Source organism: Brevibacterium pigmentatum, assembly GCF_011617465.1.
GTDB classification, from domain to species: Bacteria; Actinomycetota; Actinomycetes; order Actinomycetales; family Brevibacteriaceae; genus Brevibacterium; species Brevibacterium pigmentatum.
Genome location: NZ_CP050153.1, coordinates 3,559,119 through 3,583,706, shown reverse-complemented (window position 1 = coordinate 3,583,706; position 24,588 = coordinate 3,559,119). Strand labels below are relative to the sequence as shown.

Below are 24,588 nucleotides of genomic sequence, written 5' to 3'. Positions count from 1 at the left end.
GCCAGTATCCGGGGCGGGTGAACAGGTCAGACGAACTCCCGCTGAGGAGGAGCTGTCCTCCGGTCCGTTCGTGTATCCGCATTCCCTTGGCGGACTACCGCAGACCACTCGCGGTGGAGCACGAAAGCACCCGGTATACGGGCACATTGGGAGTCCGGGCAGGCTCGCGAGCTGCGTGCTGACAGGGTCGGCCGGTGAAGACCGGACAGGGAAGGAGGAGCTCACGTGTACGTCGATGAGCGTGACGCGGGTGTGATCCGCCGAGATGAAGGATGGGCGACCATGAGCTCGAATGCTGAAGGGAAAGCGCAAGATCCTCGCCGCAGTCTGGGAGACTTCATCGTCGAACTCGAATCTTCAGGCGTGGGCCCGGTCGACACAGAGCTCTGCCACCTGCTGTGGACTGAATGCGCCGGTCGTGCTCGCTTCGCCGAGGCGGTCCTCCGTGCCGGAGCCACCGCAGGGGTCACGGTGGAGCCCGAGTCTGCTGCCTTCGCCGATTGGGTCGTCGAACTGTGTCCACGGCTGTCCCTGGAGCTGGGACCCGGTGACACGGCGGCAGCCTCGGTGCTCGCTCAGCTCAGCGCTGTGTCGGAGACGACCGCCGTGCGGGCGCTGACCGCGGTAGCCGACGACCTCCTCGGCGGAATCGGGGTCAACGACCCCGAGGGCGTGCTGATCCGACTCCACTCCAGCGGGACGCTCACTCGTGTAGAGGATTCGGTGCGGGGCTCACTGCTGCAGGTTCCGACCCTCATCGCGGCCAAGCTGCGATATGACCTCACCACCACACCCGATGCGGGGCCTGTGGTCGCCTCACTTCTCGAGGTGCTCATCGAACATATGGAATCGGCGGGCACCGTCGAGCCCGAACTCCTCAGCGACGTGCTGCTCTTGGCCCGACACGGCGGCTATTGGCCCCAGCTCCTGCGAGTAACCGAGGCAGTGGGCATACCGATGTTCCTGCTCACTCCGCGGACCGCTTGCACCGCGTTTCGTCTTCTGCCGCCCAAGACTCGTGCGAACTGGCCCGGACTCGAATTCTTCGGAACACTCGCCGAGGACATCGACGCCGATTCCGCTGCCGCCGATCCGGCACGCATCCGTGCCGCCGCGATCAGGCATACCGGCCCGGGACTTCTGAGGTCACGACTGCCGCCGATCCTCGGCGACTCGGCACCGGGAGAAGATGGGAGCGGAGAATCCCGGCCGGACGGATTGCCGGTGGATGTCATCGACACCGTTCGTCAGCTGATCGGTCTCGCCGATTCCGGCCGGCATGGTGATGCCGAAGAATTGGGCATGCGTGCCGCGACGAAGATGCCCAGTGTGCGTGGGCGTTCAGTCGTCCGACTTCTCACTGCGATCGCACTCCACCATGCAGCCAAGTCTCGCCGGGCACTGTCCCTGCTCAAAGAGATCGAGGGACCCGCTCGGGCCGGTCACATCGACGGCGACTTCCTGCTGCCGGCAATCATCGCGTGGACGGCTCTCATCTCGGCCGTCAGCGGCGACTGTGAACGAGCCGATATCCATCTCGCATTGGCAGCAGAGTCGTCCGAGCTCAGCCGAGCCGGTGACGGAACCGGCTCTGTCGCAGGTCGTTCAGCAACACGGCCGAGCGTCATCATCGATGAGCTCGTCACGCCGCCGCTGCGTATCGCCGCGGCACTGCGGGCCCTCGACCGTCTCGACGTGCAACGCGCTCAGACGGAAATCGACGCACTGTCCGCATACCCCGAGCTGCGAACCTTGTGGGTCTACCTGCCTCTCATCGCTCGGACCTTGGCAGTGCTGTCCGCAAAGTCCGAATCCGGGCTGCTCTTCGTCAACGATGATGCCGAGCGGTATCGCGACTCCGGAAGCCTATCCGCAGCCGAGAAGGATCTGCTTGCGTTCGGACGCAGCATGGTCTTCATCGCACTCGGTCAGCTGCGGTGGGCCGAGCTCGACCGAGAGAGGCTCTCGCCGGCATGTGATGCGCGCATCGTCCTCGACGTCCGCTCAAAGCTCGTGGCCGGTCGCAACGACGAGGCGATCGCGTGCGCCGACACCTGGTTCTATCACCGTTCGCTCAGTCCGCGCAGCCGCGCAGAACTCGCCGCCATCAGAGCAGCGGCCAAGCTGCGCACCGGGGACGAGGCCGCAGCGCAGGGTGATTTCACGATGGCTGTGAGTCTTTCGACCTGGGTGAGCTCACTGCTGCCGCTTGCACTGCTGCCGCTGCCCGATCGCAGTCGACTCGTCGACCTCACAGCTGACTCGCCGGTATGGGCGGATGCTGCGAATGAGTTCTCCGTGACCTTTGCCTCGTCGACGCAGCTTATGGAGCGCCTGTGCCATATCGGCTCGGTCTCCGTGGACCTAGCAGAAGCGCCGCAGCTCAACGTCGGCGAAGCCCAACTCATCGATCTGCTGGCACGTGGCCTGTCCGTGGCTGAGATCGCCGGCGAACTGCAGCAGGTCACGGGAACCGTGAAGAACCGTCTCTCCGCCCTCTACCGCAAATTCGGAGTCTCGAACCGGGCGGACGTTCTCAGCCGGGCCCGGTCCTTGGGGTACCTCACGCCGTAACCAGGTCCCGCCTCCGGAACCCGACCATCCCAACACCGACGAGGACCACAGCGATTCCGGCCAACCACAGCACCGCCTCGGCGGAGATTTCCTGGGCCGGATATTGGCCGATATGGGTGAACAGGGACAGATCGAGGACCGCGTCGTCGAGCTGCATCAGCCCGCCGAAGAGCGCGAGCACCGCCGAGGCGCCGAAGACGATCCAGCTCAGGCTCATCAGCCGCGGGGCGAGGCCATAGAGCAGGTAGGCGAAGCCGAGCAGGGCCCAGATCGACGGCGTCTGCGCGAGGTGGCCGAGCAGGGCAGGCCACAGCAGGGACCAATCGTCCATCGACACCGCGGCCCCTACTCCTTCGCCAAGACCGGCCATGACCATCAGCCATCCCGCCCCGACCAGCGTCACGGCGGCCCACGAAGCCAACCAGCCGCTGCGGGAGACCGCGGTCGCAAGCACCGGTTCGGTGTGGAAGGCGGATTCCTCAGACCGCAGCCCACCTGCGGCGATGGTCGCATACGCGGCAACGATGATCGCGAAGTACAGGGCCGTATAGCCGAGATAGCCGTCGACGATTCCGGACCGACCGCCCATGATCGCCAGAATCTCCGGCGGCATCCCCGCCGCTCCTTCGTCCATGGGCCCGGTGAACGAACCGAACACCACTCCCATGACCAGCATGCTCAGCGACCACCAGATCAGACTCGATGCCTGCAGGCGCAGTGCCACACCCAACGGCGTCGACAGCAGCAGTCCTGCCTGCGACCGGCCCAGCCGTTCGGCGACGATCCCGGCACCCAGATCGCGACGGGACTGCAGCACCACGGCCACGACGACGAGGACTGCGAACAGACCGGCCGAATACAGCAGCGGCCACCAGCGGTCGAGGGTGAACGGCGCCGTCTGCTGCGCCCACCCCAAGGGCGAGAACCACGACAGCCAATCGAGCGAACCCCCGGACACCGCCGACATATCGCCGATACCGCGGACGACGAAGCCGAGAGCAAGCACCGCGCCGGCCATCGACGAGGCGGCCCTGGCGAACGCGCTCAGCTGCACCGTGACCGCGGTGACGGCCGCGAAGACACAGCCCACCGCGCCGATCCCGACCGCGAACAGCACCGTCGCCGACCACGAATCCGGTTCGGCCTGAGAGAATCCGAACGCCGCCGCCATCCCAGCAGCGAGCAGGAGATTCATGAACACCGTGAGCACAAGGGCCGCAATGAGCTGAGTATGCCGACCGGTGACGCTCGCGCGGACGAGCTCGGCCCGCCCGGTCTGCTCCTCGGCGCGAGTGTGCCGAGAGACCGTGAGGATCGACATCAGAGCCGCCCCGATCATGAGGAACACCCCGTACATGCCGACGATGAACCGCGGGACGGTCACCTGGTCGAGCCCGTAACCCGGCCCCGTGATGAGCGCCATCACCGGATTCTTCGCGAACGCCGTCATCGCCTGCAGCGAATCCGAATCCATGACCACGGCGATCGCATTCGCGAAATACGCGGTGAGTGCGGAAAGGGCGAGCACCCAGATCGGCAGCCACAGCCGGTCCCGGCGCAGCATGAACCTCAGCAGGTGACCCAGCCCGGCCAGGCTTGACTCGCCGAGGCGGCCGCCCCGCTCGCGTTCATGTGCACCACGATGGCGCGACGACCGAGGTGCTGTGGGCCCACCGCCGTGGATGGGGCGATCCCCATCGTCCGTGTGCGCGGCCAGCAGATTCATGACTCCTCCTTGCCGTAGTGACGCAGCAGCAGCTGCTCGAGGGTCGGCGGGGTCGCGGTGAGCGATTCGACATCATGCTCGCCGAGTGCCCGCATGATACGGGGCAGCTGCGCCGTATCGGCGCTGAAATGCAGCCGCGAACCTTCGCGGACGAGGTCGTGGACTCCGGTCATCTCGGACAGGGCGGGCACATCGTGTTCGAGACCGACGGCGATCGTCGTCCGCGACAGGTGCCGCAGGTCGGACAGAGTTCCCGTCTCGACGATGCGACCGGAGCGGATGATCGATACCCGATCGGCCAGTGCCTCGACCTGGGCGAGGATGTGGCTGGAGAGCAGCACCGTGCGGCCGGCGTCCTTCGCCTCGCGGATGCAGTCCTGGAACACCGCCTCCATGAGCGGGTCGAGCCCGGCCGTCGGTTCGTCGAGGAGCAGCAGTTCGACGTCCGAGGCCAGTGCGGAGATGAGCGCGACCTTCTGCCGGTTGCCCTTCGAGTAGGTTCGGCCCTTCTTCCGCGGGTCGAGATCGAAGCGCTCGATGAGTTCATCGCGACGGCGTCTGTCGACCCCTCCGCGCAGCCGGGCGAACAGGTCGATCGCCTCACCGCCGGTCAGCCCCGGCCACAGTTCCACATCGCCGGGAACATAGGCCAGGCGGCGGTGCAGGGGCACCGCCTTTGCCCAAGGATCCTCGCCGAGGAGGCGCACCGTACCCGAATTGTGTCGCAGGATGCCGAGCAGGAGCCGGATCGTCGTCGACTTGCCGGCGCCGTTGGGGCCGAGGAAGCCGTGGACTTCGCCGCGGGCGACCTCGAGGTCGAGGCCGTCGAGTGCGCGGACGCGTCCGTAGGATTTCACGACGTCTCGCATCGAGATCGCCGCCGAGGCGGATGCTCGGTTGTCGTCGGTACGACGGGTGCGGGTCACAGTGCTCATGGTTCCTCATCTCCTAGGTCAGAGTTGTCGGGGACGGATTCGAGCGCTCCATGCAGGTAGAGATCGAGCAGATGCGGGGCGAGTCGGGCCATCGTTCCGGCAGTGTCTTCGGTGCCGAGAACCGAATGCAGACGATGTTCGAGCAGGGAGGGTGCCAGAGCCATGACCGCGATGGTCGCCGCCTGTCCGTGGGAGTCCTCGCTCTGTCGGAAGGTGTATCCGGCGAATCCCTCGGTGATATAGGACTCGACGAGGTTGACATAGTGGTCGAAGTAGCGCTGTCCGTGGTCGCTGGGCTCGAGCAGGGACTTGACGAGATAGTCAACTGCCGTGGCCAGTTCGGGGTCGTCGAACATCATCTGCACTGCCATGGTGGCGTATTCGGCATTGCGCGCCTTTGCGCTCGTTATCAGGTCGAACACGTGATCATCGCAGGCGCTGCGCAGCCCGTCCTTGGAACCGAAATGGTGGATGACCAGCCCGGGGGAGACCGCGGCCGCAGCGGCGATGCCGCGGACAGTTGTCTTCGTGAACCCATGAGCGGCGAACTCGGCGACGGCGGCGGAGAGGATCTTCTGCGCCGTCTCCGGGGAGGAGTTCGGAGAGCGGCGCGGGCTGGAATCGGAAGTCGTTGAACGCATGTTTAATATTAAACGCGTGTACAATCGTGGATGTCAATGGCGCAGCCGGAAGATTCCACTCCCTCTATTTACATACAACCATTCGGTTGTATGATGGATTGTATGAAAGGACTTCTCGATGACGAGGCGGATGCGCTCTTCCAGGCATTGGCCGACCGGACCCGGCGCGATATCGTGCGCCGAGTTGCTGGAGAAGGGCTTTCGGTGTCCGATCTGGCCGCCGACTACGACATGAGCTTCGCCGCGGTGCAGAAGCATGTCGCCGTTCTCGAACGTGTGGGACTGGTGACGAAGCGCCGAGTCGGCCGACGGCAGATCGCCCACGCAGAGGTGGGTCCGCTCCGCACCATCACGAGCTTGCTCACCGAGCTCGAAGACCACTGGGTCGAACGAGTCCAGAGAATCGACGACCTTCTGGCCGAAGACGAGCCGGCCGGGTCGCGAGACTGACCATCACACGCTTTGAGGAGCAGCCATGCCGGTCACCGACACATTTCATGACGAAGAGACACTGACGCTGACGATCGTCGCCGAATTCGCGGCATCGCCCCAGCGGGTGTGGGACATCTACGCCGATCCGCGCCAGCTCGAACAGATCTGGGGCCCTCCGACCTACCCGGCCACAGTCGTCGACCATTCACTCGAACCCGGCGGCAGAGTCACGTACTTCATGACGAGCCCGGAAGGGGAGAGATTCTGCGGACTGTGGGAAGTGACCGCCGTCGATCGTTTCACGCGACTGGAGTTCCGCGACTACTTCGCCGATGAGGACTTCACCATCGTCGAATCGATGCCCGGCAGCAGCTGCGTCTACACCTTCGAGGCGACCGAAACCGGAACCCGAGCCACCTACGAATCGGTGTTCGATTCGGTCGAAGGACTGCGCACCGTCATAGAGATGGGCGTCGTCGAAGGTTCGACCGGAGCCATCAACCAGATCGACGGGCTGCTGGCTCGCAGCGGAACCGCCAATCGTGCGAACTCGCAACCGAGCGAACTCTCATAGGGCGATTCCGCGGGAGAGGAATGTTGATTCTCGCCGCTGAAATCAACATTTCTCTCCCGCAGAATGGCGCGCGGGTTCCGCACCGGGGTTGGGCTACGCCTCTGTGCGGGCCTGCATGGAGTGGGCCGGGGCGTCCGGGCGGACGGGAATGATGAGCGCCAGACCGACGGCGAGGACCACGAGGATGCCCAGCGTCCCTGCCCGTTGGAAACCGAAGATCATGATCGCCAGGGCGAACATCGCCGGACCCAGGAAGCTCACGGCCCGTCCGGTTGTGGCGTAGAGGCCGAAGTTCTCTCCGGCCGATTCCGGTGGGGTGATGCGGGCCAGGAACGACCGACTCGACGCCTGGACCGGACCGACGCAGAAGCTCAGGATCAGGGCGCAGACCCAGAACACGGCCGCCTCGGCGCTGAAGAGGATCGGCAGCCCGCCGAGGATGATGACGACGAGGCCCGCGATGATGACGGGCTTCGGTCCGAGGCGATCATCGAACCAGCCGGCGATCATCGCACCGGCACCGGCGGCGACGTTCGCGGCCACGCCGAGGATGATGATCTCCGAGGCGGAGAACCCGTAGCTGCCGGCAGCGAGCACACCGGCGAAGGAGAAGATCGCGGCGAGTCCGTCCCGGAAGACCGCCGAGGCGATGAAGAACCGCAGCGTCTGATGCTCGGTCGACCACATCCGGATGAGACGACGCACGAGGCCCGCATAATCGGAGAGGAACGCGCGGATCGGGTGCCCGCCCGAGGGGCCCTTGACCTTCGCGCCCGGTGCCGAGAACAGGACGGGGATCGCGAAGATCGCGAACCACACGGCGGACAGGACCGCGACGATGCGGAACCTCAGTCCCGCCTCGTCGCTGGCGCCGAGGAAGCCGACCTCGGGTTGGATGACGAGGACGAGGAGGATGACGAGAAGGACCAGCCCTCCGACGTAGCCCATGCCCCAACCGAATCCGGAGACCTTGCCGACGTTGTCGGGGTGGGATATGCGGACCATGATGCCGTTGTAGGACACCTCGGCGAATTCGAAGAAGACGCTGCCCACGGCCAGGAGCAGCAGACCCAGCCACAGATAGTCGGGGGAATCGCGGACGAAGAAGAGCCCGAACATCGTGAGCACGACGATTGCCGTGTGCACGCCCAGCCACAGGCGATGCCGACCTCCGGCATCGGCGCGAGTGCCGGCGGCGGGCGCGACGACGGCGATGACGAAACCGGCCGCGGCCATCGACCAGCCCAGTGCCGAGGATCCGACCTCTTCGGTGGCGGCGACGGACTTCGTCAGATATGGAGCGAAGACGAAGGTGATGATCACGGCATTGAAGGACGCCGAGCCCCAGTCCCACAGCGCCCAGTTGAAGATGCGCAGGCGATTGCCCGGACCGGAGCCGGAACCGGGCGGAGTCAGAGTCGAGGCCATGAGGCCACTGTACTGAACGCACGGTCCGAAATGAGGCCTGAATCTCGGGCTGATTCTCCGGTTCAGACTCCAATTTTCACAAGCTGCATTTCCTGATCCCGTGCACGATGAATTCTCGACGTGACCAGGGATATCACCCCTGTGGTCGCGGTCTTGCCTGAAAGTTGCCTTGAAGGTGTCTGGGGAATGGGGCAGAGTGAAGCGGTAATCCAATCATTCGATCAGGAGGACGATATGAGCGACTCCGACCCGAATTCCCAGTCGGGAACGAGGTTGGGTCCGGGGCCCGAGGAACAGCTGCTCTTCGGTGAACCAGACCCCGTTGAACTGCATCTGCCAGAGAAACTACACATCGGCGAATCCGACTCAGACGACGCGATCACAAAGAAGCTGCAGCGCCAAGGAGTGCGCATCGGCAAGGGCATGATCGCACCGCGCGTCTTCTGGCCGGCACTGGTCATCATCGTCGGCATCGTCGTGTTCTCCGTGGCCCTGCCCGAAGGCACCGGCAATGTCATCTCGAGCATCCAGAACTGGATCGTCACCCAGCTCGGCTGGTACTACATGCTCGTCGTCGGACTCTTCGTCGCCTTCGCGATCGTCGTCGGCTTCTCGAAGTTCGGCAAGATCAAACTCGGCAAGGATGATGACAAGCCCGAATTCGGCGTCTTGTCCTGGTTCGCGATGCTCTTCGCTGCAGGCATGGGCATCGGCCTCGTCTTCTACGGTGTGGCCGAACCGCTGACCTACGCGACCACAGGACCGAAGCCCGGTTGGCCGGGCGGCGAGGTCGAGAATGCGCAGATGGGCATGGCTCAGACCTTCGTCCACTGGGGTCTGCACCCATGGGCTCTCTACGCCGTGCTCGGCATGGCGCTGGCCTACGCCATCCACCGCCGCGGCCGTCCCTTGTCGATCCGCTGGGCGCTCGAGCCGCTCCTCGGCAACAAGGTCAAGGGGTGGGCCGGTGACGTCATCGACGTCATCGCGATCTTCGGCACCGTCTTCGGCATCGCCACTTCGCTGGGCCTCGGCGTCCAACAGATCTCGGCGGGGCTCAAGCACATCGGCGTCGTCGGCGACTACGACAACACGTTCCTCATCATCCTCATCGTCATCATCACCCTCCTCGCCACCGCCTCGGTGGTCTCGGGTGTGGGCGCAGGAATCAAGTGGCTGTCGAACATCAACCTCACGATGGCCGGCGTCCTGCTCGTCACGGTCCTCGTCTTCGGCCCGACCCTGTTCCTGTTCCAGAACTTCGTCGAGTCACTCGGCGTATGGCTGGCGAACGTCCTCGACATGACCTTCGACATCGGCGCCTACACCGGTGACGAAGGTGCCGAATGGAACTCGACCTGGACCCTGTTCTACTGGGGCTGGTGGATCTCCTGGGCACCCTTCGTCGGTGTCTTCATCGCCCGGATCTCCCGCGGCCGCACCGTCCGCGAGTTCATCGCCGGTGTTCTGCTCGTTCCCTCGATCGTCGGATTCTTCTGGTTCTCCGTCCTCGGCGGAACCGGTATCCACAAGCAGCTCTTCGGCTCCGGGGACCTCATCGATCCGGACGAGGGAGTCGTCGCCGAGCGCGTCCTCTTCGACGTTCTCGGTTCCCTGCCGCTGGGATCGATCCTCTCGGTCCTTGCGATCATTCTTGTGGCGATCTTCTTCATCACGTCCTCGGACTCGGGTTCGCTCGTCGTCGACATGCTCGCTTCGGGCGGTCACCCGAACCCGCCGATCTGGTCGCGCGTGCTGTGGGCGCTGCTGGAAGGCGCGATCGCCATCGCGCTGCTCACGGCCGGCGGACTCGAAGCCCTGCAGGCTGGCTCGCTGATGACGGCATTGCCGTTCTCGATCGTGCTGCTGCTCATCTGCGTGTCCACGATCAAGGCCTTCAGCATGGAGGCCAAGCGCTCCGCCGCGATCGAACGGGCGGCCCGGTTCCGTCAGGTCGGTGAGCATCTGGCCGACGACTTCGACGAATACCTGGGCGAGAAGGTCGACGAACGCATCGACTACCGCCTCAGCAGCTCGCAGGGTCTGCTCGGCAAGCAGCGTGCGAAGTCAGCGGCCCGAGAGACCAAGCGCGACGTCCGCGAGGTTCCAACACGGGAGACGGAGACACCTCCGGACACCGAGTCCTGATCCGCACAGAGGCGGCCCGGCTGAGGCGCGCTCCCTGACCTCCGCATCGGGCAGGGGCCTCGCCGAGGCGGCCGACCTCCGACGAAATCCGCTCGACCATCTGGTCGGGCGGATTTCGGCGTTCACGGGCCAGGCCGGGGGAGGGCAGCCTCGGCGAGGGGATCCGCAGCTGCGCGCCGGGTCCCGCCCGTGGGCGTCATCAGGGGGAGGGCATCCTCGGCGGGGAAGGCCCCGTTGGGACCTCCTGCCATGGGCAGGACGGAACGAGTAGGCTGGTGGCAGCAGAAACGGCCGACCCCGACCAAGGAGCAAGTATGCCCATTGCCAGCCCCGAAGTGTATGCCGAGATGATCGACCGCGCGAAGACCCAGGGCTTCGCCTACCCCGCGATCAACTGCACCTCCTCGCAGACGATCAACGCCGCCATCCGCGGCTTCGCCGAAGCCGGTTCCGACGGCATCGTGCAGATCTCCACGGGAGGCGCCGAATACATGTCCGGGCCGACGGTCAAGGACCGTGTGCGCGGTGCGATCGCGTTCTCCGTCTTCGCCGCCGAGGTGGCCAAGAGCTACGACGTCAACATCGCGCTGCACACCGACCACGCCCCGAAGGACGCCGTCGAAGCTTGGGTCAAGCCCCTCCTCGCCGCGTCGACCGAGCGCGTGAAGAACGGCGGCGAGCCCTACTTCCAGTCGCACATGTGGGACGGTTCCGCGGTTCCGCTCGACGAGAACCTCGTCCTCGCCGAGGAGCTGCTCGAGCTCTCGGCGGCAGCGCGCTCGATCCTCGAGATCGAGGTCGGCGTCGTCGGCGGCGAAGAGGACGGCGTCGAGAACGAGATCAATGACAAGCTCTACACCACCGTCGAGGACGGACTGGCCACCGCGCGGGCGCTGGGCACCGGCGAGAAGGGCCGCTACCTCACGGCTCTCACCTTCGGCAACGTCCACGGCGTGTACAAGCCCGGCAACGTGAAGCTGCGCCCCGAACTCCTCGGTGAGATCCAGGAGAAGGTCGGCGCCGAGGTCGACAAGAAAGATCCCTTCGACCTCGTCTTCCACGGCGGCTCGGGTTCGAGCGCAGAGGAGATCGCCGAGGCGGTCCGCCACGGAGTCGTGAAGATGAACATCGACACCGACACCCAGTACGCCTTCACCCGCCCTGTCGTCGAGCACATGTTCCGCAACTACGACGGAGTGCTCAAGATCGACGGCGAGGTCGGGGACAAGAAGCTCTACGACCCGCGCTCCTACGGCAAGGCGGCGGAGAAGGCCATGGCCGAACGCGTCGTCGAAGCCTGCCAGAACCTCGGCTCGGCAGGCACCAGCCTGAAGAAGTGAGCCGGTGGGCAGCAGAGCCTGCCCCGTGAACCGTCGAGAAACGGGCCAAGCGTCGAGAAACGCATGTGCACACCCGTGTCTCGGCGCTCAGCCCGTTTCTCGGCGAGATTCCACTGTGAATGGCACGAGGCCCGGGACGCCATTGTCCCGGGCCTCGTGGTGTCCCGCGGATCGGCGGCGACGAATCGTCAGCCGACCGCGCGGGTCATCAGCCTTCCGGCACCGCCTCGCCGGCCTTGAGCCGAGCCACGCGCTGATCCCAGAAGTCGGCGTTGCGCACGCCGATCTTCTCGGGCTCGAACACCGGGTCCAGGCCGTGCTTGGTCTGGCGTTCGAAGTCGCGCAGGAGCTTGAACGCCGGCTGCTGCAGGATGAGGATGCCGATGATGTTCAGCCAGGCCATGAGGCCCACGCCGATGTCACCGAGCGCCCAGGCGCTGCCCGCGGTCGACATCGCACCCACGGCGACGGCGACGAGGATGAGCAGCTGCAGCACGCGCTTGCCGACAGCGATCACAAAGGTGTTCTTGACCTTGCCCAGCAGGTACACGAGGTTCGTCTCGGCCATGTAGTAGTAGGCGACGATCGTGGTCAGTGCGAAGAGGAAGATCGAGATCGCGATGAAGCTGGCCCCGAAGCCGTGGATCATCGAGTCGAGTCCCGCCTGCGGCCACTTCTCGCCCGGAGTCGCAGCGATCTCCTCGGCCATCTGTCCGCGGCCGGTGCCGATGATCGTCGTCTCGTCGGCGTCGAAGACCTTGTACATGCCGGTCGAGAGGATCATGAACGCGGTCGCCGAGCACACGAACAGGGTGTCGATGTAGACCGAGCCGGCCTGGACGAGTCCCTGCTTCGAGGGGTGCGAGACCTCGGCGGCCGATGCCGCGTGCGGTCCGGTGCCCTGTCCGGCTTCGTTCGAGTAGATGCCACGCTGGACGCCCCACTGGACGGCCATGCCGATGATGCCGCCGAAGGCCGCTTCCGGTCCGGCATCGATGCCGAAGGCCGAGGTGAACATCAGCTGGAAGACCGGAACGATCTGGTCGGCGTTGATGATCGTCACGGCGATGGCCGCAATGATGTAGATGACGGCCATGAAGGGCACTGCCAGCGAAGCGAAGTGCGCGATGCGCTTGATTCCGCCGACGACGATGAAGCCCATGATGATGACGAGCGCGATGGCGGTGCCCCAGGTCGGGATGCTCCAGGCGTTCTCGACGGCGCCGGAGATCGCATTGGACTGGATGCCCGGCAGCATGAAGGACATGGCGATGACGGTCACGGCAGCGAAGACCATGCCGTAGACCTTGAACAGGCCGCGGGCCTTGGTGTGGCGGTAGGCCTTCTCGATGTAGAAGGCCGGGCCGCCGCGGTACTCACCGGTGCGGGGATCCTGTTCCTTGAAGATCTGTCCCAGGGTGGATTCGACGTAGGACGTCGAAGCGCCGAGGAGGGCCGAGATCCACATCCAGACGACGGCACCCGGGCCTCCGAAGCCGATGGCGGTGGCGACGCCGGCGATATTGCCGACGCCGACACGGCCGGCCAGAGAGATCGCGAGGGCCTGGAAGGACGAGACTCCCTCATTGGAGCTCTTGCCCCTGAACATCTGCCTGAAGATGGCTGGGATCTGGCGGATCTGAACCGCGCGGGAGCGGATCGTGAAATAGACACCCGCGCCGAGACACAGGTAGACGAGGGCGGAGGACCACACCACCCCGTTGAGCCAGTCGATGAAAGCGGACACGCTTCTCCATTCGTTCTTCCGCGCCGGGATCGCCGACACGGTGTTGCTTATCTAGCGTCTGTGCCAGAGCGCCGGCCGGCGATTCAGCGGCCAGTATCACGAGAGTTTCCCATGTGTTCTCTGTGATGCACCTCATAAGTCAAGCCGATTGTCATCGGTGACGCAAATCGCATTCGCCGACGCAGTGTCCCGTTCCGGCAAAAGAGGTTTCGCTGTGCCGGGCAGGGCCGCCTCGGCGAATTGTTGCGAAGTCGTTGCGAACTGGATCACTTTATGTGGGTCAGTTCACTATTTGGGACGGGAACCGTATGATGTGGTGCGGATCTCTTCGAGCAAAGAAGACACGAAGAGCACTTTTGAAACGACAGGAACACCATGAAACGACGAACCGGTGCAAAGGCTGTGGCCATCGCCGCAGCCGGAGCTCTGCTCCTCTCCGCCTGCTCGACCTCGACGACCGGAGGCGGCGGCGGGGACGACAAGGGCGGAATGCTCACGGTCGGAACCACGGACAAGGTCGTGGCTCTCGACCCGGCTGCTGCCTACGACAACGGAAGCTCGCTCGTCGAACAGCAGATCTACCCGTATATCCTCGCCTACAAGCCGGGCACGGCCGAGCTCAACCCCTCGATCGCCGAATCGGCTGACTTCACCGAGCCGACGAAGTACGAGGTCAAGCTCAAGGACGGGCTCAAATACGCCAACGGCAACGAACTGACGTCCTCGGACGTGAAGTTCTCCTTCGACCGGCAGCTGAAGATCCAGGACCCCAACGGGCCCTCCTCGCTGCTGGGCGGACTGAAGTCCGTGGAGACCCCGGACGAGAAGACCGTCGTCTTCAACCTCAAGCGCAAGAACGACCAGACCTGGCCGGGAGTGCTGGCCAGCGCTGCCGGACCGATCGTCGACGAAGACGTGTTCTCGGCCGACAAGGTCACGAAGGATCAGGACATCGTCGACGGCAAGGCCTTCGCCGGTCCGTACACGATCGACGGCTTCAAGTTCAACGAGCTGATCACCTACAAGGCCAACCCGGACTACAAGGGCTTCATCGAGCCCGCGAAGACCGAGACCGTGCAGATGAAGTACTACTCGGACGCGAACAACATGAAGCTCGACGTCCAGGAGAACACCATCGACGTGGCCTGGCGTTCGCTCTCGGCCACCGACGTCGAGGACCTCGGCAAGAACGAGGACCTCAAGGTCCACAAGGGCCCCGGCGGCGAGATCCGCTACATCGTGTTCAACTACGACACGATGCCCTTCGGTGCGAAGACCGATGAGGCCGATGAGAAGAAGGCGCTCGCCGTGCGCAAGGCCATGGCCGATTCCGTCGACCGTCAGGCCATCGCCAGCCAGGTCTACAAGGACACCTTCACCCCGCTGTACTCGCACGTGCCCGACGGACTGCCCGGCTCCGACGAGCCGCTGAAGTCCGAATACGGCGACGGCAAGGGCGGCGCCGATGTTGAGAAGGCGAAGAAGGCGCTCAAGAACGCCGGAGTCAAGACCCCGGTCGAGCTCAAGCTGCAGTACAACCCGGACCACTACGGTCCGTCCTCGGGCGATGAGTACGCCCTGGTGAAGGACCAGCTCGACAAGACCGGGCTGTTCAAGGTCAAGCTGCAGTCGACCGAGTGGGTGCAGTACTCGAAGGACCGCACCGACGACGTCTACCCGATGTACCAGCTGGGTTGGTTCCCGGACTACTCGGATGCCGACAACTACCTCGTGCCGTTCTTCTACGACACGGACGAGACTCCGTCGTTCCTCGCCAACCACTACCGTGACGAGGCGATGAACAAGGAGCTCAACGCTCAGTCCTCGATCGCCGATGAGGGCAAGCGCGAAGAGGCTCTGAAGAAGATCCAGGGTCAGCTGGCTGACGAACTGCCGACCCTGCCGCTCCTGCAGGGCAACCAGATCGCCGTGTCCGGCAAGGACGTCAAGGGCGTCGACGACACCCTCGACCCAGCTTTCCAGTTCCGTTTGGCGCTGCTGAGCAAGTGATCACCCACACGAGGTGCAGGTGAGCCGACCGGTTCGCCTGCACCTCGTGGCGCGTTCGCGGTGAGGTCCGTACATCTGCAGTGACCCCTCACCGAGGCGACCCCTGCCCGTCCCTCGCCGCGAGCGCCTCGAAACACATCCCATAAGGAACACATGTCTGCTGCCATCAGCGAACCAGGGGCAGAGGCCGCCGAGACTTCGGTCGCGGTCAAGAAGCCCTCGGGAGGCGGTCTGGGACGCTATGTCCTCATCCGCTTCCTCCTCATCATTCCCACCATCTTCATCCTCACCACTCTGGTGTTCTTCCTCATGCGCATCACCGGTGACCCGATCACCGCAGCGCTGGGCGGACGCCTGACGAAGGCCCAGCTGGCCGAGCGCGTCCACGCCGCCGGCTACGACCGGCCCATCCTCGTCCAGTACTTCGAATACATGGGCAACCTGCTCAAGGGCGACTTCGGCACCGCGGTCTCCGACGGCCAGCCCGTCTCGTCGATCCTGCTCAACTACGGATCGGCGACCGTCGAACTCGTCTTCTACGCGCTCATCGTCGCGTTCATCCTCGGCATCCCGCTGGGCATGCTCGCCGCCTACCACCGCGACAAGGCCCCGGATGCGGCACTGCGTGTGCTCGCGATCCTCGGCTATGCGACCCCGGTGTTCTTCGCCGGCATGATCCTCAAACTCATCTTCGGCGTCTTCCTGCCGGTCCTGCCGGTGGCCGGCCGCGGCACCACGGAGACCGAGTACATCATGTCCGGTGTCGTCGGCCCGACGAGGTTCTACCTCATCGATGCTCTGCGCATCGGCAACTTCTCCGTCCTCGGCGATGTCCTCGCCCATGCGGTGCTGCCGGCGATCGCGCTCGGCGTGCTCACCGCCGGAGTGTTCCTCCGACTCGTGCGCACGAACCTCATCGGCACGCTCGAACAGCAGTACATCGACTCCGGTCGATCCCGCGGAATCTCCGAGTACCGCCTGGTCACCAAGCATGCGTACCGTCCTGCGCTGATCCCGATCATCACTGTCATGGGTATGCAGATCGCGCTCATGCTCGCCGGCGCCGTGCTCACGGAGACGACGTTCGAGTGGAAGGGGCTCGGCTTCAAGCTCGCCGAATACCTGACCGCCCGTGACTTCGTGGCCGTCCAGGGAATCGTCGTCTTCCTCGCCGTCATCGTTGCGGTCACGAACTTCCTCGTCGACGTCATCGCCGCGTTCATCGACCCGAGAGTGAGGTACTGATGTCCACTCCAGAGACTCCACAGAACCCGGGCCCGGATGAGACGGCCGAGACCTTCGCCGAGGAGGCTCCCGGCTCCGGTGTCCCCGCAGTGGCGTTCGACGACCGGGCCAGGAAATCCTGGTTCTCCCGCCTGCCGATCATCTCCCATCTGAGGCAGTCGGTCGGTCTGCAGCGCGGAATGCTCATCACCGGCTTGGTGCTGTGCGGAATCGTGCTCATCTGCGCGATCTTCGCTCCGCTCATCGCCCCCTACGGGTTCAACCAGCTGGGCACCTCCGAGGGCAACTTCGGCTCGAAGCTGCCGCCCGGCGGCACCCACATCTGGGGCACGACCGTCGGCGGCTACGATGTCTTCTCCCGTGTCGTCTGGGGCGCCCAGACGGCTGTGGCCGTCATCGTCGTGGCCGTGGTCATGTCGATCTTCGCCGGTGTCATCCTCGGTCTCATCTCCGGTTACATCGGCGGTTGGCTCGACCGCATCCTCGTCGTCGTCGCCGATGCCGTCTACGCCTTCCCGACCCTGCTGCTGGCGCTGGTCATGTCGATCGCGATCTCCGGCGGTCAGTCGAGTGCGTGGGGCGGCATCGCCGCGGCCGCGTTCTCGATCACGGTCGTCTTCATCCCGCAGTACTTCCGCGTCGTCCGTGCTGAGACCCTGCGGCTGAAGGCCGAGCCGTTCGTCGAATCGGCGATCGTCCTCGGCGCGTCGAAGACGCGGATCATCTCCAAGCACATCTTCCGCAATGCCACGCGGACCCTGCCGCTGATCTTCACACTCAACTCCTCCGAGGCGATCCTGACCTTGGCCGGACTCGGGTTCCTGGGCTTCGGCATCGAACCCACCTCGGCGTCGGAATGGGGATACGACCTCAACAAGGCACTGCCGGACGTCACCTCCGGCGTGTGGTGGACGGCGGTTTTCCCGGGCCTGGCCATCGTGCTCACGGTGCTGGGAATCACCCTGGTCGGTGAGTCGATGAACGACCTCAACGATCCGCGTCTGCGCGTGCGACGCAAAGCCAAGGTCAAGAACACCAAGTCCGCGGAGGTCACGGCATGAGCAAGCAGAAACACGAGCAGACCGCCTCGGCGACCGGCAGCATCCTCGACGTCGACGGCCTCGACGTCACCTTCTCCACCGACGGCGGGGACGTCCACGCCGTCAAGGACGTATCGCTGAGCGTCTCACCCGGTGAGGTGCTGGCGATCGTGGGTGAGTCGGGGTCCGGCAAGACCGTGACCGCCCGGTCCATCCTCGGGCTGCTGCCGGAGACGGCACAGCGCTCCGGAGCCATCGTCATCTCCGGGCAGAACGTGCTCAGCGTCTCCGCCGATGAGCTGCGGGCCATGCGCGGCCGGGATGTGGCGATGGTCTTCCAGGAGCCGTCGACCGCGCTCAACCCCGTGTACACGGTCGGATGGCAGATCGCCGAAGGCCTGCGCGCCCACGATAGGAAGGCGAGCAAGGCCTCCCTCAAGGCACGCGTCGTCACGGCCATGCAGCAGGTCGGGATCCCCGATGCCGAAAGCCGTTTCGACTACTATCCGCACCAGTTCTCGGGCGGGCAGAAGCAGCGCATCGTCATCGCCATGGCCTTGGCTCTCGGCGCGAAGCTCATCGTCGCCGACGAGCCGACCACCGCCCTCGACGTCACCGTGCAGGCGGAGATCCTCGACCTGCTGCGCGAACTGCGGGACGAGACGGGCACGGCCATCGTCCTCATCACCCACAACATGGGCGTCGTCGCCGACCTCGCCGATCGCGTGGCCGTGATGCTGCGCGGCGACCTCGTCGAGGTCTCGTCCGTCGAGCAGCTCTTCAATGATCCGCAGGAGCAGTACACGCGTGAGCTGCTCGCGGCAGTGCCGCGGATCGGGTCGACCGTGGCCGGCAGTCGCAAGGCGGCCGCCGCCGAGGCGGAACCCCAGTCCGGTGCGACCGCGGGGGATCCGTCGTCGACGGGTGAGACATCGGACGGTGCCGGCTCACGCCGCACCGACTCAGCGGGGGAGACCTCGGTCGGGACCGCCTCGGCGAAGGAGAGGGATGCACGCGAATCGATCGTGACCGCGCGCGATCTCGACATCGTCTATCCGGGCGGAATCGGCAAATCGGACTTCCACGCGGTGAAGAAGGTCAGCTTCGACATCAAGGCCGGCGAGGTCTACGGACTCGTCGGCGAATCGGGGTCGGGCAAGACCACGATCGGGCGTGCGATCGCGGGCCTGACCAGGGCCAGCGGCGGCAGCCTCGCGGTGCTCGGGCACGAGATGGTCGGGTTCAAGGAGCGTGCGTTCTCGAAGATCCGGCGACGGATCGGGTTTGTGTTCCAGGACCCGGCGGCCTCGTTCAATCCGCACTTGACGATCGGGGAGTGCATCGCCGAACCGTTCGCGATCCACCGGCGGGAGATGAGCCCGTCCGACAGGTCGCAGCGAGTGCTCGAACTCCTCGATTCCGTGCAGCTGCCGAAGGCGTATGCGGCCCGCTATCCGCACGAGCTCTCTGGCGGTCAGCGCCAGCGGGCGTCGTTGGCGCGTGGGCTGGCGCTCGATCCGGAGCTGCTCATCGCCGATGAGCCGACCTCGGCTCTCGACGTGTCGGTGCAGGCGAAGGTGCTCGAGCTCTTCGTCGAGCTGCAGAACCGCTTCGACTTCGCGGCCCTGTTCATCAGCCATGACCTCGCCGTGGTCGATATGCTCTCCGACCGCATCGGGGTGCTCTTCCACGGTGAGCTGCTCGAAGAGGGCACGGGTGAGCAGGTGCTCGGATCACCGGACAACGACTACACGAAGCGTCTCATCGCGTCGCTGCCGGTCCCGGACCCGAAGGAGCAGGCTGAGCGCCGCGAACTGGCCAGAACCCTCCGCACCACCCCCTAATTACTACCTGACGGCGGCCCAGCAACCTCGCGCGAGGTAGCTGGGCCGCCGTCAGGTAGCAAGGGGTTATTTGGTGTCGGCGATGAAGTCGAGCATTCCGGCCTGGTTGACCGGCAGAGCCAACAGGCGGTCGAGTTCGGCCTCGTCGGGGTCGATGCCGAGGATGCGCAGCGAGTACTGGGTGAAGTCGCGCTCGATCATGTCAGGCGTCAGGTCGCCCGTCGGTCGGTACCACAGCGAGAGCGAATTGCAGATCGAGTGGATTGCGCGAGTGGCCAGAGCCGCACTGTTGACGCGGAACGTGCCTGCGTCGATGCCGGCCTGGACGATATCGCCCATGATCTCGCGAGCTTCCCGCTGGAGTTCCTTGACGCGGACCGCGTTGTCGCCGGTGAGGCGTTCGGTGTCGCGCAGCAGCACGGTGGAGACCGAGACGTTTTCCATGCGATAGCGGGCGAGGTAGCGTACGGCCACGGCCAGCTGACCGACCGGATCATCATCGACGTCGGCGATGACCGCTCGGCAGTGCTCGACGTACCAGGTGTACGCGGTGTGGACGAGCTCGTAGAGAGCTTCCTGCTTGGATGGGAAGTAGTAGTAGAGCGCAGAGAGGCTCAGACCTGCTGTCTGTGCGATATCGCGGATGGACGCGCCGTCGAATCCTTTGTCCGCGAAAGTGTCACGGGCCGAGCGGAGAATGTTGTTGCGGCCGTTGGTTGAGCGCACGATGACCGGACTCCTTGCCTAGTTTTTCGTTGAAGCCGACTTTTTAACGAACAGTCTTTCACTTGCCCAACGACCATACACGACCGGTGGTCTCTGCGGGCCTGATTTCGCGGGGAATTACGGTATCACCGTGTTCAGCGTCCGTTGCGACCGAATGCGGATTCCATCGGATCTCGTCATCAGGACAGTGATCGACCAGTGGCTGGACAGTGACCTCACCTTGCGCTGATCAGTGACCAGGGTCACTCGAATGTGGGGAATGATTGAGCGTTCAACCATGTTGGTCAGTGCGGAGCTGCAGGCGATTCGGCATGCCGAGATCGCAGGCTCTGCCCCGTGAACTCGACCGCCACGGCCGCCCGGCCGGCGGACACCGCTCAACGAATTGAGGATGCATATGCTCAACATTGCCATCATTCCCGGAACCTCCCGCCCGCAGGCTCTCAACCCGCAGATCGTGAACTGGGTCGAGCAGCAGCTGGCTTCCAATGATGATGTCCGCGCCGAGGTCGTCGACTTCGGCAGCTTCGACCTGCCCCTGCTCGACGAGGTGGTCCCCGCCGGCGCGAAGATGTACGCCAACGACCACACGAAGGCCTGGGGTGCGAAGCTCGAAGAGTTCGACGCCTTCATCTTCGTCACGCCCGAGTACAACCACTCGATCTCCGGCTCGCTGAAGAACGCCCTCGATTTCGTTGCCACCGAGTTCAACCACAAGGTCGCAGGCATCGTGAACTACGGCGCCGACAAGGGAGTGCGCGCCGCTGAGCACCTGCGCCATATCCTCGCGAACTACAAGCTGGCCGTCGTCCGCGACCAGGCATCGTTCTCGATCTTCACCGACGTTGCCGACGGCACCTTCGCCCCGACCGAGGTCTCGGCCGCCCCGTTCGCATCCATGGTCGACGACATCGTCGCCTGGGGTGAGGCCCTGAAGTCCGTGCGCGAATCCGACGCCGAGGAGCAGGCCGCCTGAGTCTGCCCGACACCATCTTCGAAGCCCGCCGGTCACCCGACCGGCGGGCTTCGTCGTCCCCGCACTTGCGTTAGAGTCACAGTGATCAACTGTTCGCTCAGCGATGCAAAGGACACTCATGGATCTCACGAACACCGTCGCCCTCGTCACCGGCGGGGCCTCCGGCCTCGGCCGCGCCACCACCGAACGCCTCCTGGCCGCCGGAGCCCAGGTCGTCATGGTCGATCTCAACGCCGAGGTGGGGCAGCAGGCCGCCGCCGAACTCGGCGATTCCGCCCATTTCGTCACTGCTGACGTCACGAACGAAGAGCAGGTTCAGGCCGCAGTCGACACCGCCACCGGACTCGGCGCTCTGCGCGTCGTCGTCAACTGCGCGGGTGTCGCGACCCCCGGAAAGCTCGTCTCTCGCAAGGGTCCGCTGCCGCTCGAAGCATTCCAGAAGGTGCTGAACATCAACATCGTCGGCACCGTCAACGTCTGTCGCCTCGCCGCCGCGGCCATGCAGAACCAAGAGACGCAAGGCGAGGAACGCGGAGTCATCATCAACACCGCCTCCGTTGCGGCCTTCGACGGCCAGATCGGCCAGATCGCCTACTCCGCGTCCAAGGGCGCCGTGGCCTCGGTGACCCTCCCGATGGCCCGCGAGCTCGCCGCCTCCCTCATCCGCGTCGTCACCATCGCCCCCGGCATCTTCGAGACCCCGATGATGGCCGGCCTGCCCGCCGAGGCGCAGGAATCCCTCGGCAAGTCCGTCCCGCACCCGGCCCGGCTGGGCAAGCCCGCCGAGTACGCGCAGCTCGTCGAGTCGATCGTGGCCAACCCGATGCTCAACGGTGAGACGATCCGCCTCGACGGCGCCATCCGCATGGCCCCGAAATGATCGCCTGACACTCTCACCGAGGATGTCCTCCCCGAAATAATCGCCTGACCGACAGAGCCGCCCGGTGCCCGCATTTGCGGACGGGCGGCTCTGTCGTCTGGTGGGCTGCTCAGCGGCGTGCGTTGACGAGCAGCGCCAGCTGCACTCGCGAGGTCACCTCGAGCTTGTCGAAGACGCGTGCCAAGTGGGTCTTCACCGTTGCGGTCGAAACGAACAGCGACCGCGCCACCTGCGCGTTCGTCATACCCTGTGCGACCGCCTCGGCGATCTCCCGCTCCCGTGTCGACAGCGACGCGAGCGGATCCTGACCCGGCGCCGAGGCGGGCGGACGGGACGACATCAACGTGGCCAGGGCGGTCGCCGACAGAGTGCGGGTGCCGTCGGCCGCCGCCCGGACGGCATTGATGAGCTCTTCCGGCGGGGTGTCCTTGAGGATGTAGCCCGCGGCCCCGGACTGCAGGGCACGGTGGATGAAATCGTCGGTGCCGAAGGCCGTGAGCATGAGCACCTGTGGGTGCTCGGGATCGCTCAGCAGTGTCTGCGCGGCCTCGAGACCGTCGAGGCGGGGCATCCGGATGTCCATGAGCACGAGGTCGGGACTCAGCCGGCGAGCGAGGTCGATGGCTTCGACACCGTCGACCGCCTCGGCGATGACGTCGATGTCATCGGCGGCGCCGAGGAGGAGCTTGAGGCCGGAGCGCATGAGCGATTCGTCGTCGGCGATGATGACGCGGATCGTCATGGTCTCTCCTGTTCGTCCGGGGAGCCGGCCGTGCCGGCGGCGCCCTCTGAATCGTCGTCTGTGAGGACGGCTGAGTCGATGGGGATGCGGGCGCGGAGGGTGAACTCCGGGGTCGTCGTCACCGTGAGATCGCCGCCCATCGCCTCCATCCTCTCCCGCAGTCCGAGCAGTCCCAACCCGGATCCGGTGACGAGCTGCTGCGCGCCGGCGCGGAAGGCCGGGGCCAGCCCGGTGTGCGGATTGCTGGCGACGAGTTCGAGGTGGCCGTCGGCCTCGTCGAAGCCGACATTGATCGTCACTTTCTGGCCGGGAGCGTGTTTGACGGCGTTCGTGATCGCCTCCTGGACGAAGCGATAGATCGTCGTCTGTTCGAGTGCCCCGCACCGGTGGAGAGCTTCGGCAGTCACCGGTTCGAGGTAGCGCAGTTCGGCGGTGTCGCCTCTGGCCGCGACGAGGCGGTCGATGTCGGGGTCGATGACCGTGCCCTGATCGTCGCTGCGCAGCATTGTCAGCACTTCGCGGAGTTCGACACCGGAGCGGCGGGCCGCATCGGCGATGAGGCGGGCGCTTTCGCGGACCTCATCGGGGTCGAGGTCCTGCCGCACGGACAGCGCACCGGAGTACATCGCGATGACGGACAGGTGGTGGGACAGGGAATCGTGCATGTCACGGGCGATACCGCGGCGCACCTCGGCGATGGCACGGTCCTGCCGTGAGCGTTCGCGCAGCAGGGTCTGCGCGGCGGAGTCGATGAAGCCCTGCTCGCGGGAGCCGCGGATGACGCCGATGATGACGAGGACGGCGTACATCGTGCCGCCGAAGACGAACACGGGAAGGTCGAAGGCTCCCGCCGCCTGCGGGGTGAGGATATAGGTGGCTGAGAAGGATGCCAGCGTGGCGGCGAGTGCGCCGAAGTCGAGTGCCCAGCTGCGCCGGGCCGACAGGGAGACGAGCATGATCGAGGCCGCGATGGCACCGAGGGTGCTGACTGTGCCGATGAGGATGCCGATGATTCCGACGGTGACGGGAATCCAGCCGCCCGGACGGCGCTGGAGCGATTCGACGGATCCGTCAGCGGCGAGGTATTCCTCACCGCCGCGGCCGGAGACAGTGAGGAACTCGCGCAGCTTCTCTGCGGCCAGGACCTTCGGTCTCAGCTGAGTGCGCGGAACTCGGCGTCCGTCGAACGCGAGGACGATGGGCAGGCAGACGAGACCGACGAACCCAAAGGCGAGATGGACGAGGAATTCGAAGAAGAGCGCGTCATCTTGGGCTTCTGCGCTCTCAAGATCCGGCCATTCGATTCCGACGACGATGAAGAGCAGGAGCACACCGGTGACAGCGGAGATGCCGGTCCAGAGGAGGGCTCGCGCGAGCGGGCGGCGGGCGGGGCGAGATGTCACCCTTCGAGCCTACCGGGGCGAGGGCTGTGAGGCTGTCGTCCGAAGGGATGAGTTCTGGCGGGAACTGTGGACGCAGGAGCCCGGACGGAAGCGTTCTGACGTGCGCATTCACCCGATCGGATGACACGCATCATGCCCTTGACCGATGGTGGAGGGCCTGCAGATTCGAGAGGGTGT

At 65.1% G+C, this 24,588-nt stretch carries 19 protein-coding genes; 11 read left to right on the top strand and 8 right to left on the bottom strand.

Annotated elements, in window-relative coordinates:
- Nucleotides 1-282: 282 nt before the first annotated feature.
- Nucleotides 283-2,574 (top strand): helix-turn-helix transcriptional regulator, encoded by a 2,292-nt coding sequence (locus tag GUY30_RS16280; RefSeq protein ID WP_167199856.1) that lies wholly within the window; start codon nucleotides 283-285, stop codon nucleotides 2,572-2,574.
- Here the strand turns inward: GUY30_RS16280 and GUY30_RS16275 are convergent.
- Genes GUY30_RS16275 through GUY30_RS16265 form a run of 3 tightly spaced genes read right to left on the bottom strand, consistent with a single transcriptional unit; the run spans nucleotide 2,564 to nucleotide 5,876 of the window.
- Nucleotides 2,564-4,300, bottom strand: a complete 1,737-nt coding sequence (locus GUY30_RS16275) for an ABC transporter permease (RefSeq protein WP_228281485.1) — start codon at nucleotides 4,298-4,300, stop codon at nucleotides 2,564-2,566. The two genes, GUY30_RS16280 and GUY30_RS16275, sit on opposite strands and share 11 nt — an antisense overlap.
- Nucleotides 4,297-5,235, bottom strand: a complete 939-nt coding sequence (locus GUY30_RS16270) for an ABC transporter ATP-binding protein (RefSeq protein ID WP_167199853.1) — start codon at nucleotides 5,233-5,235, stop codon at nucleotides 4,297-4,299. Before GUY30_RS16270 ends, GUY30_RS16275 begins: the two co-directional genes overlap by 4 nt.
- The gene (locus GUY30_RS16265; protein ID WP_135808842.1) at nucleotides 5,232-5,876 is read right to left on the bottom strand and encodes a TetR/AcrR family transcriptional regulator; all 645 of its coding nucleotides are present in this window, start codon (nucleotides 5,874-5,876) and stop codon (nucleotides 5,232-5,234) included. Before GUY30_RS16265 ends, GUY30_RS16270 begins: the two co-directional genes overlap by 4 nt.
- A gap of 102 nt (nucleotides 5,877-5,978) precedes the next feature.
- On the opposite strand from GUY30_RS16265, the gene GUY30_RS16260 reads away from it, so the two are divergent.
- On the top strand, nucleotides 5,979-6,326 hold the full coding sequence (locus GUY30_RS16260) for an ArsR/SmtB family transcription factor (RefSeq protein WP_167199850.1): 348 nt from the start codon (nucleotides 5,979-5,981) through the stop codon (nucleotides 6,324-6,326).
- Nucleotides 6,327-6,351: 25 nt separating this feature from the next.
- The gene (locus GUY30_RS16255; protein ID WP_167199847.1) at nucleotides 6,352-6,882 is read left to right on the top strand and encodes an SRPBCC family protein; all 531 of its coding nucleotides are present in this window, start codon (nucleotides 6,352-6,354) and stop codon (nucleotides 6,880-6,882) included.
- Between the two features lie 93 nt (nucleotides 6,883-6,975).
- Here GUY30_RS16255 and GUY30_RS16250 read toward each other — a convergent pair whose 3' ends face one another.
- A complete protein-coding gene (locus tag GUY30_RS16250) occupies nucleotides 6,976-8,310 on the bottom strand; it encodes an MFS transporter (RefSeq protein ID WP_167199844.1) in 1,335 nt (444 codons plus the stop codon).
- Between the two features lie 234 nt (nucleotides 8,311-8,544).
- On the opposite strand from GUY30_RS16250, the gene GUY30_RS16245 reads away from it, so the two are divergent.
- A complete protein-coding gene (locus GUY30_RS16245) occupies nucleotides 8,545-10,458 on the top strand; it encodes a BCCT family transporter (RefSeq protein WP_167199841.1) in 1,914 nt (637 codons plus the stop codon).
- Nucleotides 10,459-10,772: 314 nt separating this feature from the next.
- A complete protein-coding gene (gene fbaA, locus GUY30_RS16240; protein ID WP_167199838.1) occupies nucleotides 10,773-11,798 on the top strand; it encodes a class II fructose-bisphosphate aldolase in 1,026 nt (341 codons plus the stop codon).
- A gap of 208 nt (nucleotides 11,799-12,006) precedes the next feature.
- Here the strand turns inward: fbaA and GUY30_RS16235 are convergent, their stop codons facing one another.
- The gene (locus tag GUY30_RS16235) at nucleotides 12,007-13,545 is read right to left on the bottom strand and encodes an alanine/glycine:cation symporter family protein (RefSeq protein ID WP_167199835.1); all 1,539 of its coding nucleotides are present in this window, start codon (nucleotides 13,543-13,545) and stop codon (nucleotides 12,007-12,009) included.
- A gap of 375 nt (nucleotides 13,546-13,920) precedes the next feature.
- Here GUY30_RS16235 and GUY30_RS16230 point away from each other — a divergent pair, with 375 nt between their 5' ends.
- The 4 genes from GUY30_RS16230 (at nucleotide 13,921) to GUY30_RS16215 (ending at nucleotide 19,684) form a co-directional block, all read left to right on the top strand.
- The gene (locus GUY30_RS16230; RefSeq protein WP_167199831.1) at nucleotides 13,921-15,555 is read left to right on the top strand and encodes an ABC transporter substrate-binding protein; all 1,635 of its coding nucleotides are present in this window, start codon (nucleotides 13,921-13,923) and stop codon (nucleotides 15,553-15,555) included.
- Between the two features lie 153 nt (nucleotides 15,556-15,708).
- Nucleotides 15,709-16,800, top strand: a complete 1,092-nt coding sequence (locus tag GUY30_RS16225) for an ABC transporter permease (protein WP_135808835.1) — start codon at nucleotides 15,709-15,711, stop codon at nucleotides 16,798-16,800.
- Entirely contained in the window at nucleotides 16,800-17,861 is a 1,062-nt protein-coding gene (locus tag GUY30_RS16220) for an ABC transporter permease (protein WP_228281483.1), read from the top strand. The genes GUY30_RS16225 and GUY30_RS16220 overlap by 1 nt, the downstream gene beginning before the upstream one ends.
- Complete coding sequence (locus tag GUY30_RS16215; RefSeq protein WP_167199828.1) at nucleotides 17,858-19,684, top strand: dipeptide ABC transporter ATP-binding protein; 1,827 nt, start codon at nucleotides 17,858-17,860, stop codon at nucleotides 19,682-19,684. Before GUY30_RS16220 ends, GUY30_RS16215 begins: the two co-directional genes overlap by 4 nt.
- Before the next feature lie 66 nt (nucleotides 19,685-19,750).
- Here the strand turns inward: GUY30_RS16215 and GUY30_RS16210 are convergent, their stop codons facing one another.
- Nucleotides 19,751-20,410, bottom strand: a complete 660-nt coding sequence (locus GUY30_RS16210; protein ID WP_167199825.1) for a TetR/AcrR family transcriptional regulator — start codon at nucleotides 20,408-20,410, stop codon at nucleotides 19,751-19,753.
- Between the two features lie 397 nt (nucleotides 20,411-20,807).
- On the opposite strand from GUY30_RS16210, the gene GUY30_RS16205 reads away from it, so the two are divergent.
- The gene (locus GUY30_RS16205; RefSeq protein WP_167199822.1) at nucleotides 20,808-21,386 is read left to right on the top strand and encodes an NADPH-dependent FMN reductase; all 579 of its coding nucleotides are present in this window, start codon (nucleotides 20,808-20,810) and stop codon (nucleotides 21,384-21,386) included.
- Between the two features lie 118 nt (nucleotides 21,387-21,504).
- Entirely contained in the window at nucleotides 21,505-22,266 is a 762-nt protein-coding gene (locus tag GUY30_RS16200) for a 3-hydroxyacyl-CoA dehydrogenase (protein WP_139469088.1), read from the top strand.
- A gap of 109 nt (nucleotides 22,267-22,375) precedes the next feature.
- Here the strand turns inward: GUY30_RS16200 and GUY30_RS16195 are convergent, their stop codons facing one another.
- On the bottom strand, nucleotides 22,376-23,008 hold the full coding sequence (locus tag GUY30_RS16195; RefSeq protein ID WP_167199819.1) for a response regulator: 633 nt from the start codon (nucleotides 23,006-23,008) through the stop codon (nucleotides 22,376-22,378).
- A complete protein-coding gene (locus GUY30_RS16190) occupies nucleotides 23,005-24,411 on the bottom strand; it encodes a sensor histidine kinase (RefSeq protein WP_167199816.1) in 1,407 nt (468 codons plus the stop codon). The genes GUY30_RS16195 and GUY30_RS16190 overlap by 4 nt, the downstream gene beginning before the upstream one ends.
- Nucleotides 24,412-24,588 lie beyond the last annotated feature (177 nt).

Bases quoted from the DNA above. Each gene is read 5' to 3' on its own strand.
- GUY30_RS16280 (WP_167199856.1), top strand. From the start codon at position 283: ATGAGCTCGAATGCTGAAGGGAAAGCGCAAGATCCTCGCCGCAGTCTG.
- GUY30_RS16275 (WP_228281485.1), bottom strand. From the start codon at position 4,300: ATGAATCTGCTGGCCGCGCACACGGACGATGGGGATCGCCCCATCCAC.
- GUY30_RS16270 (WP_167199853.1), bottom strand. From the start codon at position 5,235: ATGAGCACTGTGACCCGCACCCGTCGTACCGACGACAACCGAGCATCC.
- GUY30_RS16265 (WP_135808842.1), bottom strand. From the start codon at position 5,876: ATGCGTTCAACGACTTCCGATTCCAGCCCGCGCCGCTCTCCGAACTCC.
- GUY30_RS16260 (WP_167199850.1), top strand. From the start codon at position 5,979: ATGAAAGGACTTCTCGATGACGAGGCGGATGCGCTCTTCCAGGCATTG.
- GUY30_RS16255 (WP_167199847.1), top strand. From the start codon at position 6,352: ATGCCGGTCACCGACACATTTCATGACGAAGAGACACTGACGCTGACG.
- GUY30_RS16250 (WP_167199844.1), bottom strand. From the start codon at position 8,310: ATGGCCTCGACTCTGACTCCGCCCGGTTCCGGCTCCGGTCCGGGCAAT.
- GUY30_RS16245 (WP_167199841.1), top strand. From the start codon at position 8,545: ATGAGCGACTCCGACCCGAATTCCCAGTCGGGAACGAGGTTGGGTCCG.
- fbaA (WP_167199838.1), top strand. From the start codon at position 10,773: ATGCCCATTGCCAGCCCCGAAGTGTATGCCGAGATGATCGACCGCGCG.
- GUY30_RS16230 (WP_167199831.1), top strand. From the start codon at position 13,921: ATGAAACGACGAACCGGTGCAAAGGCTGTGGCCATCGCCGCAGCCGGA.
- GUY30_RS16225 (WP_135808835.1), top strand. From the start codon at position 15,709: ATGTCTGCTGCCATCAGCGAACCAGGGGCAGAGGCCGCCGAGACTTCG.
- GUY30_RS16220 (WP_228281483.1), top strand. From the start codon at position 16,800: ATGTCCACTCCAGAGACTCCACAGAACCCGGGCCCGGATGAGACGGCC.
- GUY30_RS16215 (WP_167199828.1), top strand. From the start codon at position 17,858: ATGAGCAAGCAGAAACACGAGCAGACCGCCTCGGCGACCGGCAGCATC.
- GUY30_RS16205 (WP_167199822.1), top strand. From the start codon at position 20,808: ATGCTCAACATTGCCATCATTCCCGGAACCTCCCGCCCGCAGGCTCTC.
- GUY30_RS16200 (WP_139469088.1), top strand. From the start codon at position 21,505: ATGGATCTCACGAACACCGTCGCCCTCGTCACCGGCGGGGCCTCCGGC.
- GUY30_RS16195 (WP_167199819.1), bottom strand. From the start codon at position 23,008: ATGACGATCCGCGTCATCATCGCCGACGACGAATCGCTCATGCGCTCC.